Origin of the sequence: Actinokineospora inagensis DSM 44258, assembly GCF_000482865.1 — a bacterium.
In the GTDB taxonomy this organism is placed as follows: Bacteria; Actinomycetota; Actinomycetes; order Mycobacteriales; family Pseudonocardiaceae; genus Actinokineospora; species Actinokineospora inagensis.
The window spans coordinates 1-17072 of sequence record NZ_AXWW01000058.1 but is presented as its reverse complement, the minus strand read 5'-3'; the positions used below and the strand labels follow the sequence as shown (position 1 = coordinate 17072).

Here is a 17072-nt window from a genome sequence, read left to right as displayed (position 1 = left end):
GCGCGAGGGGGGATTGAATGGGGCTGAGCAGCCAGGCACGACGGCTGATCGCGAAACAAGCCGGGGAAATGCTCAACCGCGAACTCCCGTGGCCGCGCCCGTCGGAAAGGCGGGTGCTCACCGCCCTGCTCACCCACACCGCGACGGGGTGGCACCTGTTCGTGCGGGCGGACCGGTCACCGAACACGGCCACGGCGTTCCTGATCGGGCGTGGTGGGGTGTTCGCCGTGCTGGTCGCGGACGAACCCCCGGATGACACCGCGGCCAGGGCGGTCCTGTGGCACGCGGAACAGCGGTGCGCGGGCGTTCCCGGTCCGGGCGGCCGGGTGTTGCCCGAGTCGGCGGTCAGCCTCGTCGTGGTTCTGCCCGGCGCCGGGCCGGGCCACCCCGCCCGGGACAGCCGCCTATACCACGGGATCACCGAGGGCGAACTACCGTCGCTGTTCACCGGATCGGCCGCGCGACTGGACCGCCGTTCGGCCGAGCGGTTCGCCGACGCGGCGGCGGAGCACCTGACCGGGTACCGGCGGCTGCGGGTCACGGCACCCGAACGCCCGGCCGAGGCTGCGGGGCTGCTCGAGGCGGAGGACCTCGCCGCCGACCAGGTCGAGGCGGCCCAGCGGCGGTCTTTCGAGTCGTGGCAGATGTTCCTGCACCCGGACCAGCACGCTGTCGCCACCCGCCACTACAGCGGCCCCGCCCGGATCAGCGGCCCGGCGGGCACCGGCAAGACCGTGGTCGCCCTGCACCGGCTCCGGTACCTGGCCCGGCGGAGTACCGGTCCGTTGCTGTTCACCACCTTCGTGCGGACGTTGCCCGCCGTGCACCGGACGTTGTTCCACGACTTCGCCCCGGAAATCGGCGACCGGGTGGAGTTCACCAACCTGCATGCTTGGGCACTCGACTTCCTGCGGTCCCGCGACCGCGCCGCGCGGCTGAACCACGGCAAGGCCGACGACGCGTTCAGCCGGGCCTGGCTGGTCCACCGCGACAGGCTCGAGGAACTCGAACCGGTCGACTACTGGCGGTCGGAGATCGATCGCGTGCTCAAGGGGCGTGGTCTGCGCACGTTCGACGAATACCGCGGCGTGGAACGCCTCGGCCGGACAAGGGGGTTGAATCCCCGGGCACGCGAGGCCGTGTGGGCGCTGTACGAGACCTACCAGAAGAAGCTCCGGCAGCGGGAAGTCGACGACTTCAACGACGTGATCGCCAGGGCACTCGACGAGGTGACCGCGCGGCCGCTGGAGAACCCGTACGCGGCGGTGATCGTCGATGAAGTCCAGGACATCACCCTGGTCGGTCTGCGTCTGCTCAACGCCTTGGCGGGGACCGGCAGCAACCGGTTGCTGCTCGTCGGGGACGGGCAACAACAGGTCTACCCGGGCGGCTGGCGGCTCTCGGACGCGGACATCTCCGTCCAGGGTCGGGGTGAGGTGCTGCGGGTCAACTACCGGAACCGGGCGACCGTGTTGGGGTTCGCCCAGCGGTTCGACGCGAAGAACCAGGTGGACGACCTGGACGGCGGTTCGGGGGTGGCGTTGCGTGACGCCGAGGCCGTCAACCCCGGTGGCACCGCGGGTTCCTGGCAGGGGACGCCGGGCGAGTTGCCCGCGAAACTGGTCGAGGTGATCCGCGGGCTGCCGGTACCGCTCGGCCAGACAGCGCTGATCGCGTTCAGCAACCGGCAGCTCAAGGCGTGCGAGGCGATCTTGCGCGAGGCCGGGATCGAGACCAGGTCGTTGACCGGGTACCGGGGTGAGCGGGACGACCGGCTGAAGATCGGCACGGTGCACCGGGCCAAGGGCCTGGACTTCCAGGCGGTGCTCGTCGTTCGCGAGGCCGCCGACCACCCGTCGGACCGGGAGTCGGCACAGGAGGAGGCGGACCTGCGCGACCGGCAGAACTTGGTCGCCGCGACCCGGGCCAGGGATTTCCTCTGGTGGGGCGAGATCACCACTGCGAACGGCGACCGGGCCGAACACCGTTGACCAACGGCGGCTGTCGACCGACGACCGCTGTCAGGCGAGGACCGAGCGGAGGGCGGTGAGGATGGTCGTGTCGTCCTCGATGGTTTCGCTGGTGGTGGGGAAGCGGTGGTCGGTGTCGATCAAGGGGTGTAGGGCGGCGGTGATGGTGGGGCGGAGGGTGGGGTCGGCGGCCAGGGCGGTGTGGAGGATGGCGGCGATGGTGGGGGCTGTGCGGGCCGTGGTGAGGTGGGTGAGGGAGGAGTGGAGGGTGGCCAGGGCGCGGTCCACTGCCTCGGGCGGGGGGAGTTCGCCGAGGTCTTGGAGGGCGGCGAGGGCGATGGCGGTGGCCCGGGTGTCGGGGCCGGACCACGTGTCGCGGCCGTTGTCGGCGATGTCGCGGAGGGTGGTGACGAGGGCGTCGCGGTGGTCGTAGGTGCGGGCCAGGGCAATGGCGTCTTCGAGGGGTTGACCGGCTTCGTTGACGATGGCGAGGACGGTGGGCCAGGAGCGGGCAGGGTCATCGAGAGCTCTTGCGGCGGCGAGTTGGCATTGTCGGCCGGGGTAAGAGGTGCGGGCGGTGCCGTCGAGTAGTGCTAAGCAGGCGGCGTCGAGGGATGGGGATGGGTAGGCGGCCCATACGTTGAGCAGGTTGGTGTCTTCGCCGGTGAGGGTCCAGGCGGCGGCGAAGTCGGGGTTGCTGAGGGCGGCGGTGATCCAGCCCGCGGTCGAGTCGTTCTCGGGGTGGACGGCCGACAGGGCCGAGTCGAGGTGGGCGCGGAGGTCCGGGGGGATCACGGACGGGGTGCGGGCGATCACCTGGGCCACCGCCTTCGGCGCGGACTCCAGGGCGGGCAGGGCGGCGCGGAGCACGGCCTCGGATGGCGGGAACAGCGCGAGCAGGTCAACCCAGGTGGCCAGACCCCACGCCTCGATGGCCTGAGCGGTGATGGCAAGCAGGTCCGCAGCCGCCCACTCGATGTCCCGGCGCTGTGCGGGGTATCCAGCTAGGGCGTAGGCGAAGTCGTTGCCGGGCTCGGACCCGGCGATCACCGCTGAGGCGACCGGCACCCATCGGGGATCTCGTGCGGTGAACAGGATCGCGGCCGCGGCGGGGGTTTCGAAACCGGCGACGGCGTCGCAGACCTCGGCGGTCCGGTCGGGTGCGCCGGGTAAGACCTGGACCAGCGCTGTCACGACGTCGTCGGTGCGCGGGTCGAGCGCGAGCAATCCGTCCACGGCGGGCGATGCCGACGACCTGGATGCCCCCGCGATCTCGGTCCACGCGCGAGCGGCCTCCGCGACCTCAAGACCTGGTTGGAGTCGCCGCAGCGCAGCGATCGCGTCGGCGCCTCCGGCTCGCGCCAGGAAGTAGATGGACGGTCCGGACCCCGGGTAGTCCTCGGCGTGGTCCGGCCACAGCCGTACGAGGTGGTCGACCGCGTCGGGGATGTCCGCGCCTACCGCGACCGCCGACCACGCCGCGGCGAAGGTGACGGCGTCATCGCCGCGCTCCAGCAGCACATCGAGATCGCGTTCGTCGAATTTCCTGTGTCGTACCAACGCTTCCACCAGTGCGACGGCGGCGTCACGCTCCACATCGAACCGCGCCCGCACCTCCTCGGCGCATTCCGGCGCGACCGCCACGAACCCGTACACCGCCGACCGCACCTCATGGTCCTGATCATCCACAAGGGACAGTAGTCCCCGGTTCGCCGCCGCCAGCGCGGCTTGGGCGTCCCGATCGAACTCCTCGATGTCGATGCCCTCGGGCAGGTAGGTCTCCGATCGACTGGCCCCAGCTTCGATCGACTCGGCGTAGGAGGTCAGCAGCCACAAGGCCCCCAGCCGCCCTTCAGACCCGGCGTCGCGCGCCACGTCCACCAGGAACGGCACCGCCGCCACCGTCGCCGGGTAGACACTCCCCTGGTGCAGGATCGACGCCGACAGCTCGTCGACGGCCTCCGCCCACTCCTGCCCGCGCAGGCTCGCCAGCAACTCCGGGATGTCCTGTGCGGTCCCGTAGGCGTGCTCCAGCGCGGGCCAGTCCGGGGTCTCACGGGTCGTCACGGCGGTGAGCGTAGACCCGGGATTCCCCAGGCGGTAGCCGCCTGACCGGGCCCACGGTCGGCCGCGTCGGGAACGTGTCGGGTTCCCGCGACGAGCGCCACGGCCAGTCGCGTTCCGCACCGGCCCGAGATCGGCTGTACTGCGGGCATGGGTGATCGAACGTGGCTCGATGTTCCGTACCAGGACAAGGACGAGGCCAAGTCGCTCGGCGCGAAGTGGGATCCCGGGGCCAAGCGCTGGTACGCGCCGCGGGCGGGAATAGCCGAGCTCGACCGGTGGGCGGCGGCGCCCGCGATCCCGGAGTTGCTGCCCGGCGAGGACCGCGGGTTCGGTTCGGGGTTGTTCGTCGACCTGGTGCCGAGCTCGTGCTGGTTCACCAACGTGCGGTCCTGTGTGGACCAGCGCGACTGGGAGCGGTTGCGGCGGATGGTCGTCGGACGGGCCGGGCGGACGTGTGAGATCTGCCTGCGCGGCGAGGACCGCGCGGGGCAGCGGTGGCTTGAGGTGCACGAACGGTGGTCGTACGAGGCCCCTGCGGTCCAGGTCCTGCGCCGGTTGATCTGCGTGTGCACCGACTGCCACCGCACGACCCACTTCGGACTCGCGCAGGTCAAGGGGGTTGCCGAGCAGGCGCTGGCCCACCTGGTCGCGGTCACCGGGTGGTCCGAGGCCGCGGCGGAGGCCCACGTGCAAGAGGCGTTCGCGGTGTGGCAGCGGCGGTCGCGGACGACCTGGGACCTCGACCTGGGGATCTTGACCGGCGCCGGTGTCCGGATAGCTCCCCCGCCCGCCGCCGAGACCCGACCGGACGCGGCACGGGCGGCCCTCGGGCAGGCACGCGGCACGGGCCGCTGAACGGTGGTTCACCGGTCGCGACGGCGGGTTTCCGACCACGGCGGTGGGTGAGCCGCCCGGCCCAGGTGGTCGGCCCCTGGGAACCCGCCGACTGTCGGGGTGGGTTCCCAGGGGATGAGTGGCAAGCGGGAACGGTCGCCGGTGTGGGGAGAGTGGGTACAGTCCGGATCCAAGAGGTCCGGATTGGGGGGCGAATGGAATTCGCGGCTGGTGACCGCTGGTTCACGGTTCCGTTGGACCACGGGAATCCCGGTAGGGGGTTCATCGACGTGTACGCGCGAATCCTGTCGAGTGGACGGGAGTTGCCCTACCTGCTGTACCTGAACGGGGGTCCGGGACTTCCGGCGCCGCGGCCGCTGGGCGGGGAGGGGTGGTTACGGCGGGCGTTGGCCGACTACCAGGTGGTGTTGTTGGACCAGCGGGGAACCGGCCGGTCGGCGCCGGTGACCCGGTATTCCCTTGCTGGGGTGGGGAACGCACGCGAACAAGCCGAGTACCTCGGGCATTTCCGGGCTGATTCCATTGTGCGGGACGCCGAAGTGGTGCGTGCGGCGTTGGGCGGTGACAAGTGGAGTGTGCTGGGGCAGAGTTTCGGCGGGTACTGCGCCACGACGTACTTGTCGATCGCCCCCGAGGGGATCACGGAAGTCTTCGTCACCGGGGGATTGCCGCCGGTTGAGTCCACTGCGGACGATGTGTACCGGGTGCTCTACCAGACGGTCGTCGGGAAGAACACCAAGCACTACGAGCGGTTCCCGGAGGACGTCGAGCTGGCGCGGGAGGTGGTGCGCAGGTTGCGGCAGCAGCCGGAGTTGCTGCCGAACGGCCGCCCGCTGACCGTGGCGGCCTTCCAGTCACTGGGGAACCTGCTGGGGTCGTCGACCGGGAGCACGCGGTTGCACTACCTGCTGGAGTCCGCGTTCGACGGGAGCCGGTTGGCGGACGCCTTCCTGGCGGACGTCGAACGGGAGTTGTCGTGGGCGTCAGGGGCGCCGCTGTACTTCCTGTTGCACGAGGCGTCTTACGCGCAGGGGCGGCAGCCGACGCGGTGGGCGGCGTGGCGGGTACGGCGGGAGTTCCCGGAGTTCGAGCAGGACCGGCCGGTCATGTTCACCGGGGAGATGATCTACCCCGAGGTGTTCGACACGGACCCGGCGCTGATGCCGTTCCGGGAGACCGCGCACCTGCTGGCCGAGCGGGAGGAGTGGCCGGAGCTGTACGACGTCGAGCGCCTGCGGGCCAACCGGGTCCCGGTCGCGGCGGCGGTGTACCACGACGACATGTACGTGGCGCGGGAGTTGTCGTTGGAGACGGCGCGGACCATCGCGGGGGCGCGGCCGTGGCTGACGGCGGAGTACGAGCACGACGGCCTGCGGGTCAGCGACGGCACGGTGCTCGACCGGTTGATCCAGCAGGTCAGGCGCGGAGAAGGCCCTGGACGCGCTGGATGAACTCGTCCGGCAGCTCCTCCGGCGGGGTCAGCAGCACCCGGCCCTCGACGGCGAACGCGTTGCCGACCAGGACGACATCGGCGTAGCAGGGCAGCCCGGCCTCCGCCAGCGGTCCGACGAGCGGGCGGAACCGCCCCGAGGTCTGCCTGCCCAGCTCGCCGATCTCGGCGCCGTCGACCCGCAGGGCGACCACGACGCTGGTCGACCGCGGCCCGGGGCGCTCCTCCAGGTGCAGGCTGGCGACGACGAGGGCCTTGCCGGGGAGGTAGGCGCGGTCCATCAGGGGGACGAGGACGTCCATGTGGTCGCGTTCGCGGGTCATCTGGAACGGTCGCCCGGGTGGGACGCGCAGCGCGCGCGGGTCCACGGTGTTCACCGGCAGCACGAACTCCGGTTCGGCGATGTCCAGGGTGACCGCGCCCGCGAACCGGGGGTGTTCGCGAGTCCACCACAACCGCACACGACATCGACCAGATCCACCAACGCGTTCCAGCGGCACCCGGTAGGCGAGAGCGGCGTCCGCGGGCAGCACGCCGACCGCGTAACCCTCCACCAACACCTGGATTTCACCGTCGCGCAACCGTAGTTCCGCTTGGGAGACCCGATCCCCCACCCACGCGGGACCGGCGAGCGCGCGCACCACCGCGGGCTCCTCCACCACCGGCAGGGTGAAGAACCCCTTCCCGCGCAACGGGGTCGCCAGGTCCGCCTCGCGCGGAAGCGGCACCTGCGGCCCCCGTCGCGCGGCGAGGATCCCCTGCAGCCGGGCGAACTCGTCCTGGTGCGCCCGGGTGAACGCGAGTTGGTAGCTGCGGCCGTCGCGCAGCCGCAGGTCGAGCCTGCCGTTGCGCAGCGGACCGGCGTCGTGCACGGTGACGGCGGCGATGTCGCGCAGGTCGACGGTCAGCGGTCCACCGCCGAGGGCGAGCCTGCCGATGGCGTTGGTGGGGGTGACCGACAGGTGGCCCCCGTCCAGCGTCACCGAGATGCCGATGCCGTCCACACACGCCTCCTCGCCCAGCAGCGCGTCAACCCCACCCGGGTTCGATGTTACGCAGCCGGTCCAGCCGTGGACGTCACGTGACAGACACGTATTCGCGGAGGTGCCGAGCGGTGCGGGTGTCCCCGGTGGCGACCAGGTCGGCCGGGGTGCCGGTGAAGACGACCCGGCCGCCGTCGTGGCCCGCGCCGGGGCCGAGGTCGACGATCCAGTCGGCGTGCGCCATGACGGCCTGGTGGTGCTCGATGACGACGACGGTGTTGCCCGCGTCGACCAGGCGGTCGAGCAGGGCGAGTAGCTGGTCGACGTCGGCGAGGTGCAGGCCGGTGGTGGGTTCGTCGAGGACGTAGGTCGAGCCGGACCCGGCCATCCGGATGGCCAGCTTGAGCCGCTGCCGCTCGCCGCCGGACAGCGTGGTCAAGGGTTGGCCGAGGGTCAGGTAGCCCAGGCCGACGTCGACGAGCCGGTCCAGGATCTTGCGGCCCGCCGGGCCCCTGATCGATCCCTGGGCGAGGAACCCGTGCGCCTCGGTGACCGACATGCCGAGCACGTCGCCGATCGAGCGGCCGTCGAGCTTGAGCGCCAACACCTCCGGGGTGAACCGGCGGCCGTCGCAGTCCTCGCACACCGACGCGACCCCGGCCATCATCGCCAGGTCGCTGTACACCAGCCCGATGCCCTTGCAGGTCGGGCAGGCGCCTTCGGAGTTGGCGCTGAACAGCGCCGGTTTGACCCCGTTGGCCTTGGCGAAGGCGGCGCGGATCGGGTCGAGCAGGCCGGTGTAAGTGGCGGGGTTGCTGCGCCGCGACCCGCGGATGGCGGACTGGTCGACAACAATGACGTCCCCGCGCTCGGACATCGACCCGTGGATCAGCGAGCTCTTACCGGAACCGGCGACCCCGGTCACGACGGTAAGAACACCAAGGGGCACATCGACATCGACGTCCCGCAGGTTGTGCGTGTTCGCGCCCCGGATCTGGATCTGACCGGTCGCGGCGCGCGGGTTGTCGCGCAGCCGCGCGCGGTGACCGAGGTGACGACCAGTCAAGGTGTCCGACGCGGCAAGACCCGCGTAGTCACCGGCGTAACAGAGGCGCCCGCCCGCGCTACCGGCACCGGGACCGAGGTCGACGACGTGGTCCGCGATCCGGATGACCTCGGGCTTGTGCTCGACGACCAGGACCGTGTTGCCCTTGTCCCGCAGGCGCAGCAGCAGGTCGTTCATCCGCGCGATGTCGTGCGGGTGCAGCCCGGTGGTCGGCTCGTCGAAGACGTAGGTGACGTCGGTGAGGCTGGATCCGATGTGGCGCACCATCTTCACCCGCTGCGACTCGCCGCCGGACAGGGTCGCCGACTCGCGGTCCAGGCTCAGGTAGCCCAAACCGATCTCCACCAGCGAGTCCAGCGTCTCGCCCAGCACGGCGAGCACCGGCCGCACCGACTCGTCGGAGACCTTGCCGACGAACTCGGCCAGGTCGCTGATCTGCATCGCGGCGCACTCGGCGATGGTGCGGCCGTCGATGGTCACCGAGCGGGCCGCCGCGCCGAGCCGGGCGCCCGCGCAGGCCGGGCAGGTGCCGAAGGTGGCGACCCGGTCGACGAACGCGCGGATGTGCGGCTGCGTCGATTCGCGCTCCTTGGCCAGGTACAGCCGCTGCACCTTGACGACCAAGCCCTCGTAGGTCGTGTTGATCCCGCCCGCCTTGATCTTGGTGGCGGGCTTGTGCAGGAAGTCGGCCAGTTCCGCCGCGGTGAAGTCGCGGATCTTGGTGTCCGGGTCGAACAGGCCGCTGCCCGCGAAGACCCGCCAGTACCAGGAGTCGACGCCGAAGTTGGGCGCGGTGATCGCCCCCTCGTTGAGCGAGCGGTCCCGGTCGACCATGGCGTCCACGTCGATGGTGGACACCCGGCCGATGCCGTCGCACTCCGGGCACATGCCCTCGGGGTGGTTGAAGCTGAACAGGCCCGCGCCGCCGATACGCGGGGTGCCCAGCCTGCTGAACAGGATGCGGAGCATGGTGAACGCGTCGGTGGCGGTGCCGACGGTGGAGCGGGAGTTGGCGCCCATCCGCTCCTGGTCGACGATGATCGCGGCGCTGAGGTTGCGCAGCGCGTCGACGTCCGGCCTGCTCTGGTGCGGCATGAACGACTGGACGAACGCGGTGTGCGTCTCGTTGATCATCCGCCGCGACTCGGCCGCGATGGTCCCGAAGACCAGCGAGGACTTGCCGGAGCCGGAAACGCCGGTGAACACGGTCAGCCGCCGCTTCGGGATGTCCAGCGACACGTCGGCGAGGTTGTTCTCCCGGGCGCCGCGAACCTGGATGACGTCGTGCCGGTCCGCGGGGTGGGCTTGCTGCATGAGGTGCGTCCTTACGGCGTAAACTGATATCGGCCCGGTCACTTTACGCCATAAGGAGATAGTCGTGGGGGTTTTCGCCGCCCAGGGCGACCCGCGCCGGACGATGGCCCTGCTCTGGCGGGTACCCACCGACGAGCCGGTCCGCCCAGGTCCGCGCCAGTCGCTGACCGTGAACGCGATCGTCGACGCCGCCATCGCGATCGCCGACACGGCGGGCATGGCGGGACTATCGATGCGCGCGGTCGGCGAACGCCTGGGCCGCACCGCGATGGCGCTGTACACCTACGTCGCGGACAAGAGCGAACTGCTCGACCTGATGTACGACCACGTACACGGCGAACTGGTCGCCGACGCCCAGCCGAACTGGCGGGACGGGGTGACGGCGTGGGCGGAGGAACTGTTCGAGTTCTACCTCCGACACCCCTGGGCGGCACAGGTATCGATGGCGCGACCGGTGCTGGGACCGCACGAACTGAACCTCGTCGAACGCCTGCTCCGCGCCCTCGAACCCGCCGGTCTGCGCGGCCCCGTCGTCCGCGGCGTGGTCAGCGGCCTGACCTACTTCGTCCAAGGCGCGGCCGCGTTCATGAACGACGCCCGACACGCCGCGAGGGAAACCGGCCAGTCCGATGAGGACTGGTGGTACGCCCGCTCCGCCGAACTTACCACCGTCGCCCCCGACTTCGCCGACCGATACCCCCTGCTGACCCGCCTGGAGTCAGACAAGGAATTCGACGAGTCACTGCCGTACATGGAGAACGAGGCCCGCCAGAGCTTCACCACGGGCTTGCGCACAATGCTGGACGGGGTCGCGGCCCAGGTCAAAGCAGCTTGACCACCGCGCGCTGTCGAGTGCCTGCATCAACCCGATGCGGGTGGGCAACGCTCGGCGAGTTATCCACAACCACGGCGATCGTGCACAGCTTCGGACGGGTCCTATGCCCCGTCGGGTGGTGCCGGTAGACTGGACCAGGGACGCCCCCCGGGACTGGGTGGGGGCTGGGTGGGGGCTGGGCTGGGTCCTTGTTGTTGCGGCGAAGGCGAAGCCGGTACGGGCGACTCGTCTGCGACCACGGGTGACGGCCACCGAGAGGACCGAGAGGACCCACACCGCCGTCGACACGAGTTGGGCCACAGGTGCTGCCGAACCGGTGGGAGCCGGGTGATACTCCCGCCATGCGATTTTCCACGACAGTCGAGCAAAGCGGGAAGAGTGCTACTGGGCTTCGGGTGCCTGACGACGTTCTTGTCGCGCTCGGGTCGAAGAAGCGGGTGGCCGTCAAGGTCACCGTGGGCGGGTACACGTACCGCACGTCGATTGGGCCGCATGCGGGTGGGTACTTCGTGCCGTTGAGTGCGGAGAACCGGAAGGCGGCTGGGGTGGCGGCTGGGGACAGTGTCGATGTGGACATCGAGTTGGACACCGAGCCCCGGGTTGTGGAGGTGCCCGAGGACCTCGCGGACGCGTTGGCCGAGGGGGGCGCCAGGGCGGCGTTCGACAAGCTCTCCTACAGCCACCAGCGGGCGCACGTCTTGTCGGTGACCGACGCGAAGACCGAGGCGACTCGGCTGCGGCGGATCGAGAAAGTCGTAACCACCCTTAACACTCCCTAAACTTCCCTATCGAGCCACCCATAGGGTAGTTTACTCACATGGAGTGGCTGTCCGTGGAGCAGGTCGCCGAGGAGTTGGGGCTCCATGTGCGGACCGTGCGCGGGTATGTGCGGGACGGGAAGCTCAAGGCGGTCCGGATCGGGAAGCAGTACCGGATCGCGCGTGGGGATCTGCAGGCCGTCACCGGGACGCCGCCGTCGCACAGGCGGGTGGAGGTGGCGACCACGGTTCGGGTCGACGCCATCACGCGGTCCGACATGGACCGGGTGGCGACTCTGCTTACCGCGAGCGGCGCGCGCGTGCAGCTCTCCTATAACCAGGAACGAGCGAGTCTTACGGTGATGCTGCTCGGTGGGCTCACCGACACGGCCGACTTGCTCAACGTGGTCAGTGCCGTGCTCGAACCCGGTGAGGAGACCTGATGACCCACCCCGACGTGCTTTACCTGGCCCCGGATGGTCCGCTGCTCGCAGGCGAGAGCGACGCGGTCGACATCATCGGCGACGTGTGGGGGCGCGGCGCGCGTGCCGTGGTTGTCCCGGTGTCGCGGCTCGACCCGGCGTTCTTCGCGTTGAGCAGTGGGATAGCCGGGGCGATTGTGGGGAAGTTCGTGTCGTACCGGATTCCGCTGGCCGTCGTCGGGGACATCTCCGCGCACTTGGCGCGCAGCGAACCGCTTCGCGCGCTGCGCCGGGAAACCAACCAGGGCAAGGAGTTCTGGCTGCTCGACACCCTCGACGAGTTCCACGCCCGGATGTGAAACGGCCGGCCCGGGGAGCAATCCCCGGGCCGGCCGCCGGAAGAACCTCAGCCGAAGATCGACGCGACCCACTCCGGGTGGTCGATGAACGGGTTGCGGTTGTGCTGGTACGTGTCGTAGATGACCTGGTTGCGGTGCCGCTCGAAGTCGTCCGGCGGGTCCTGGGCGTTCCACTGCCGCAGCGTGGACAGCTTGCCCATGTACGGCTGGGTGCCGTTGTTGACCGTGTCGTCGACCTCGAGGTCCGGGAAGCCGTCGCCGCCCTGGTAGCGGACGGCCATGTAGAAGATCATCCGGGCGATGTCGCCCTTGACCGCGTCCCGGGGCTCCCAGGAGTCGGCGTCGGTCTTGTTGCCCGGGGCGTCGGCGACGGTGCTGCCGCCGTTGTCGAAGTCCTTGTTGCCGCGCTCGCTGTTGACCGTGACGTCCTCGGGGCGCAGGTGGTGCAGGTCGGTGCCGGGGCCGGTGGCGGTGCCGAAGTCACCGTGCGACTTGGCCCAGACGTGCTCGCGGTTCCAGTCGTGCGCGCCGCCGCCGGAACTGGCCTTGCTGATGGACCGGCCGCTGTAGATCTCGATGACGTTGTTCGAGTTCGCCGGGTCCTGGTCGGTGACCTTGAGCGCGTCCCACACCTGGTCGTAGCCGACCTTGGCGTTGGTGCGGATGATCTGGTTCAACGCGGTCTTGAGCGCCGGACCGGTCTTGCCGAGCGCGGAGCGGTAGTAGTCATCGGTCGGCCCGGTTGTGGGCGGCGCGGTGGTGGTCGACGGCGTTGTGGTCGACGGTGGAGTGGTGGTGGTCGGCCCGGAGTCGACGCGGGCGAACGCCGTGGTCGAGGTGAGGCCCGGGTGGGCGAAGTACGCGCTCAAGGCCCCGGTGACGTCGAGTTGGACGCCGAGCAACGACGGGTTGGTCTTGAGGCCGTAGCCGGTGCGGAACGACGTGGTGATCTGGACGTAGACCATGCGCGAGGTGTTCGTCTCGGCGGCCGAGTCGGCGAGCGCGAGGGCGTAGTCGTTCGGGTAGCCGGACCGGATGACGGTGGTGGTCGCGGTGGGCTGGCCGACGACGTAACCGCGGACGGTGGCCGACGAGCCGTTCTGGGTGGCGACGGCCTGCGCGACAGTGATCGGCGCGGTGGCAAGCGGCGTCGCGACGGCGGTTGGCCTGGCCTGCAGCGCCACGACGACGGTGGCGAGGCAGGCCAGCAGGGCTAACAGGGACCAGCGGCTGGAGCGCACGGGCGGTGTCCTCTCCCCGACAGGTGACCAAAGTCGACAGAGCGTGACTTGGCATTCACTATCGAGTGAAAGGGTGCCATGCGGTAACCGACTAAAGAATGAACTTGGCGGAGCATCCCGATGGCGGGGTGATGGCGGTACCCGGCCCCGGGAAGAAGAGAGCGGCCCTGCCGTCGGGGGGTGACAGGGCCGCGATAGTGGTGTCGCCACGGGCGGGGGGTGTGTTACCGGGCCGAGTGGGATCCACCCGCACGCGCCGTGGCTGGTGTCCCCGGGTGGTGGCGCTCCGGAGTGGACGGTGTCACCCGATGAGCGGAAGCCGGACGGTGAACCGGGCACCGGTACCCGGGCCGTCGCTGTGCGCTACCACCGTCCCGCCGTGCACCCGGACCACGCCACGCACCACGAGCAGGCCCAACCCGAGTCCACCCGCGTACGACTCCGCCACCCGGGTGAACGCCTCGAACAGCGACTCCGCGGCGGCCGGGTCGAACCCGATCCCGGCGTCCACCACGGTGAGCTCGGCCGTCGACCCGGCGGCGCCGAGCCCGACCTCGATGGCGGTGTCCGGTTGGCTGTACTTCGCCGCGTTGGACAGCAGGTTGCCCAGCACCTGCCCCAGCCGCACCCGGTCACCGAGCACCCGCACCGGCTCGTCGGGCACCGCGAGGGACACCACCCGGCCGTCGACCCCGTCGGCCACCGACTCCCGGACCAGGCCGCGCAGGTCCAGCGGCACCCGCTCCAGCCGCAACCCGCCGGCGATCACCCGGCCCGCGTCGAGCAGGTCACCGGTCAGCCTGCTCAGCGCGGACACCTGCCGGTCGAGCACGCCCAGCGCCGGGTGCTCGACCACGTCCATGGCCAGCACCTCGGCGGCGGCCCGCAGCGCGCCCAACGGGTTGCGCAACTCGTGCGCGACAGCGGCGAAGTAGCGGTCCTTGGCCAGGTGCTCGCGGCGCAGCGCGGCGGTGGTGTCGGCCAGCCGGTCGTTGGCGGCCTTCAGCTCGCGGGACCGGACGAACAGGTCGACCTCCAGCCGCTCCACCCGCTCGTCCGGCGCGCGCGACCCGACCAGCTCGGTGACGTCCTCGACCCGGTGCAGCACGTACCGGATCACCCCGTCCGCGTCCAGCAGCGGCGTGTTCACCGGGCTCCAGTGCCGTTCCTCGAACCGACCGTCCGGACCGACCGCGATGTCGTAGCGCTGGACCGGCATCGAGTCCGGCCGCCCGGTCGCCAGGACCGCGTCCAGCGAGCGGCGCAGGTTCCGCACACCGTCGGCGGCCGGGTCATCGGGATTGTCCGGGAAAGCGGTGAAAATGTGTTTCCCGAGCAGGTCTTCACGTTTCGCCGCTGTCGCCGTCAAATAGGCCGGGTTGACCTCGCAGATCACCAGGTCCGGGGTCAACACCAAATAGGGCGACGGGGTGCATTCGAACAGCAGGCGGAAGTCCATCACAGGTCCAGTCGGTAGCCGAACCCGCGCACGGTGGTGATCCTCGGCTCGGTGACACCGGCGGCGAGCAGCTTGCGGCGCACCCGGTAGACGTGTTCGTCCACTGTGGTCGCCGCCTGCCACCGCGACGACGACCCCCACACGTTGTCCAGCAACTGTTCGCGGGAGAACACCTGCCCCGGCGCGGAAGCGAGGAACTCGACGAGGCCGTACTCGCGCGGGGTGAGCGCGATCGGGGTGCCCGCGCGGCGCACCTCGCGGGCGCCGGTGTCGATCACCAGACCGCCGATCCGGATGGCCGTCGTCGCGGGCGGTGTGGCCGTGGACCGGCGCAGCACGGCGCGGATGCGGGCGGCCAACTCGCGTTGGGAGTACGGCTTGACCAGGTAGTCATCGGCGCCCAACTCCAAGCCGACGACCCGGTCCGCCTCCTCGCCGCGCCCGGTGACCACGATGACCGGCATCGGGTTGTCCCGGCCGCGCAACGTCCGCAACAGGTCCAGACCGTTGCCGTCCGGCAGACCGAGGTCGAGCACGACCAGGTCGACGTGCGCGGATTCGAGCAGCCGCAGCCCGGCCCGCACGTCGACGGCGGGCAGCACCTGGAAGCCGTCGCGGACCAGGTAGTCCCTCGCCATCGCGGCGAGGTCGGGCTCGTCCTCGACGAGCAGCACCGCGGGGCGGTCGGTGGTTTCGGATTCCACTTCCGTTCCTCGTTGACCGAACGTTGAACTTCCGAGGATGACCTGGCCAAGGCGGAACGGTATCACTGGAAGCACCAACCCCGCAGTGGTCGGGTGACCGCCATTCGGGGCATAACCTGAACTGATTTCCGAATATCCAAAGCGAGGCGCGAACCATGGCGACGCGGGCACTGCCGGCCGATGTGCTGATCGATCTCTCCGACACGCTGGCACCCGGCTTCGACCTGCCGACCTACCTCGGCGTCCTGGCAGGCCACTGCGCCCGCTTCGCCGACGCCGACGCCACCGGCATCCTCATCGCCGACAGCGACGGCTCCCCGCACACGGTCGACGCCCGACCGGGCGATCCCCGGCGGGCCGCCCTGCGCGACCTCCAGTGCCTCGCGGGCCCCGGCGCCCTCGCCTGCGCCACCGGCGTCCCCGAGGGCGGCCCCGTCACCCGCTGGCCCGATTTCGCGCACACCGCCACCGCGGCGGGCTTCCACCACGCCCACGGCATCCCCATGCGCCTGCGCGGCACCCCCATCGGCGCCGTGTGCCTCTACCGCGTCGAGGACCGCGCCTTCACCGCCGACGAGCTGTCCGCCGCCCAGTCCCTCGCCGACATGGCCGCCATCGGCATCACCACCGAACGCGCCGTGCGGCAACGCCAAACCCTCGCCGACCAACTCCAGTCCGCCCTCGACAGCCGCGTCGTCATCGAACAGGCCAAGGGCGTTCTCGCCGAACGCAAGGGCATCCGCCTCACCGAGTCCTTCCAGGAGCTCCGCCGCCTCGCCCGCAACCACAACCTGAAAATCGCCCAGGTCGCCGAGGAAGTCGTCCGCAGCGCCCTCCCCCTCGTGCTCCGCTGAGGCCCCGGGGTCCGTCGCGCAGCCACGACCCGCCCAAGAGAGGATTACCGGGTCCAACACCCCACGCGAGGAGCGCGCATGGCTCTGCAGAAGCCCGAGGTCGACCCGATCGACGGCCCCCCACCCGCCGACCTCGTCGTCGACGACCTCTCAGTCGGCGACGGCGAAGAGGCCACCCCGGGCAGGCTCGTCTCAGTCCACTACGTCGGCGTCGCCCACTCCACCGGCGAACAGTTCGACGCCTCCTGGGACCGCGGCGAAACCTTCGCCTTCCCCCTCGGCGGCGGCCGCGTCATCGCGGGCTGGGACCACGGCGTCACCGGCATGCGCGTCGGCGGCCGCCGCCGCCTCGTCATCCCCCCACACCTGGGCTACGGCGACCGCGGCGCAGGCGCCGCCATCAAACCCGGCGAAACCCTCATCTTCATCGTCGACCTCCTCAGCGTGAGCTGACCACGCCCCTCGGTACGCCCCCGCCCGGCACCAGCCCCCAAGCGGTGCCGAGCGGGGCATCCACCACAAGAACAAACCCGCAGCTCAAAGGCCCCACCACCACACACACTCCCACCCCCGCCCCCCTCGAAACCCGCCCCACATCGACGAGGGGCGCCAACCCGCCCCGCGCGCCTCAAACCAAACCCCCGGCCCATCGACGAAGCCCACCAACCGGCACCGCGCGCCTCGAAACCCGCCGATACCAACCGCCCGTTGTGGTGAAGTTGTTTTGTTTGGGGG

Annotated in this window: 15 protein-coding genes; 9 read left to right on the top strand and 6 right to left on the bottom strand. The window is 70.4% G+C overall.

Features of this window, described 5'->3' with window-relative positions; all coding sequences use genetic code 11:
• Positions 1-17 precede the first annotated feature (17 nt).
• Positions 18-1991 (top strand): UvrD-helicase domain-containing protein, encoded by a 1974-nt coding sequence (locus tag H504_RS0121200; protein ID WP_026424408.1) that lies wholly within the window; start codon positions 18-20, stop codon positions 1989-1991.
• A gap of 30 nt (positions 1992-2021) precedes the next feature.
• Here H504_RS0121200 and H504_RS43680 read toward each other — a convergent pair whose 3' ends face one another.
• A complete protein-coding gene (locus H504_RS43680; protein ID WP_026424407.1) occupies positions 2022-4037 on the bottom strand; it encodes a hypothetical protein in 2016 nt (671 codons plus the stop codon).
• A 147-nt stretch (positions 4038-4184) separates the two neighbouring features.
• Between H504_RS43680 and H504_RS0121190 the strand changes: the two genes are divergently transcribed.
• Both H504_RS0121190 and H504_RS0121185 read left to right on the top strand, forming a co-directional pair.
• Positions 4185-4892, top strand: coding sequence for a DUF5710 domain-containing protein (locus H504_RS0121190; protein WP_026424406.1), 708 nt, complete (start codon positions 4185-4187; stop codon positions 4890-4892).
• 194 nt (positions 4893-5086) lie between these two features.
• The gene (locus H504_RS0121185; protein ID WP_026424405.1) at positions 5087-6343 is read left to right on the top strand and encodes an alpha/beta fold hydrolase; all 1257 of its coding nucleotides are present in this window, start codon (positions 5087-5089) and stop codon (positions 6341-6343) included.
• On the opposite strand, the gene H504_RS0121180 is transcribed toward H504_RS0121185, so the two are convergent.
• On the bottom strand, positions 6309-7346 hold the full coding sequence (locus tag H504_RS0121180; RefSeq protein WP_026424404.1) for a DUF4429 domain-containing protein: 1038 nt from the start codon (positions 7344-7346) through the stop codon (positions 6309-6311). The genes H504_RS0121185 and H504_RS0121180 overlap by 35 nt on opposite strands.
• 73 nt (positions 7347-7419) lie before the next feature.
• On the bottom strand, positions 7420-9705 hold the full coding sequence (locus H504_RS0121175; RefSeq protein ID WP_026424403.1) for an excinuclease ABC subunit UvrA: 2286 nt from the start codon (positions 9703-9705) through the stop codon (positions 7420-7422).
• 64 nt (positions 9706-9769) lie between these two features.
• Between H504_RS0121175 and H504_RS0121170 the strand changes: the two genes are divergently transcribed.
• From H504_RS0121170 to H504_RS0121155, 4 genes are all read left to right on the top strand, one after another.
• Positions 9770-10540 (top strand): TetR/AcrR family transcriptional regulator, encoded by a 771-nt coding sequence (locus tag H504_RS0121170; RefSeq protein WP_026424402.1) that lies wholly within the window; start codon positions 9770-9772, stop codon positions 10538-10540.
• Positions 10541-10881: 341 nt separating this feature from the next.
• Positions 10882-11319, top strand: coding sequence for a YdeI/OmpD-associated family protein (locus tag H504_RS0121165; RefSeq protein WP_026424401.1), 438 nt, complete (start codon positions 10882-10884; stop codon positions 11317-11319).
• 38 nt (positions 11320-11357) lie between these two features.
• Positions 11358-11741 carry a helix-turn-helix domain-containing protein gene (locus tag H504_RS0121160; RefSeq protein ID WP_026424400.1) on the top strand — a complete coding sequence of 128 codons (384 nt, stop codon included), beginning with the start codon at positions 11358-11360 and terminating at the stop codon, positions 11739-11741.
• Positions 11741-12079, top strand: a complete 339-nt coding sequence (locus tag H504_RS0121155; RefSeq protein WP_026424399.1) for a DUF4180 domain-containing protein — start codon at positions 11741-11743, stop codon at positions 12077-12079. Before H504_RS0121160 ends, H504_RS0121155 begins: the two co-directional genes overlap by 1 nt.
• Positions 12080-12126: 47 nt before the next feature.
• On the opposite strand, the gene H504_RS0121150 is transcribed toward H504_RS0121155, so the two are convergent.
• From H504_RS0121150 to H504_RS0121140, 3 genes are all read right to left on the bottom strand, one after another.
• Entirely contained in the window at positions 12127-13320 is a 1194-nt protein-coding gene (locus tag H504_RS0121150; protein ID WP_026424398.1) for an endonuclease, read from the bottom strand.
• Between the two features lie 301 nt (positions 13321-13621).
• Positions 13622-14779, bottom strand: a complete 1158-nt coding sequence (locus tag H504_RS36220; RefSeq protein WP_051386092.1) for a sensor histidine kinase — start codon at positions 14777-14779, stop codon at positions 13622-13624.
• Positions 14779-15483 (bottom strand): response regulator transcription factor, encoded by a 705-nt coding sequence (locus tag H504_RS0121140; RefSeq protein WP_026424397.1) that lies wholly within the window; start codon positions 15481-15483, stop codon positions 14779-14781. Before H504_RS0121140 ends, H504_RS36220 begins: the two co-directional genes overlap by 1 nt.
• 155 nt (positions 15484-15638) lie before the next feature.
• Here H504_RS0121140 and H504_RS0121135 point away from each other — a divergent pair, with 155 nt between their 5' ends.
• Both H504_RS0121135 and H504_RS0121130 read left to right on the top strand, forming a co-directional pair.
• Positions 15639-16337, top strand: a complete 699-nt coding sequence (locus H504_RS0121135) for a GAF and ANTAR domain-containing protein (protein ID WP_026424396.1) — start codon at positions 15639-15641, stop codon at positions 16335-16337.
• 78 nt (positions 16338-16415) lie between these two features.
• Positions 16416-16790, top strand: coding sequence for an FKBP-type peptidyl-prolyl cis-trans isomerase (locus H504_RS0121130; protein ID WP_035305197.1), 375 nt, complete (start codon positions 16416-16418; stop codon positions 16788-16790).
• Positions 16791-17072: the final 282 nt, after the last annotated feature.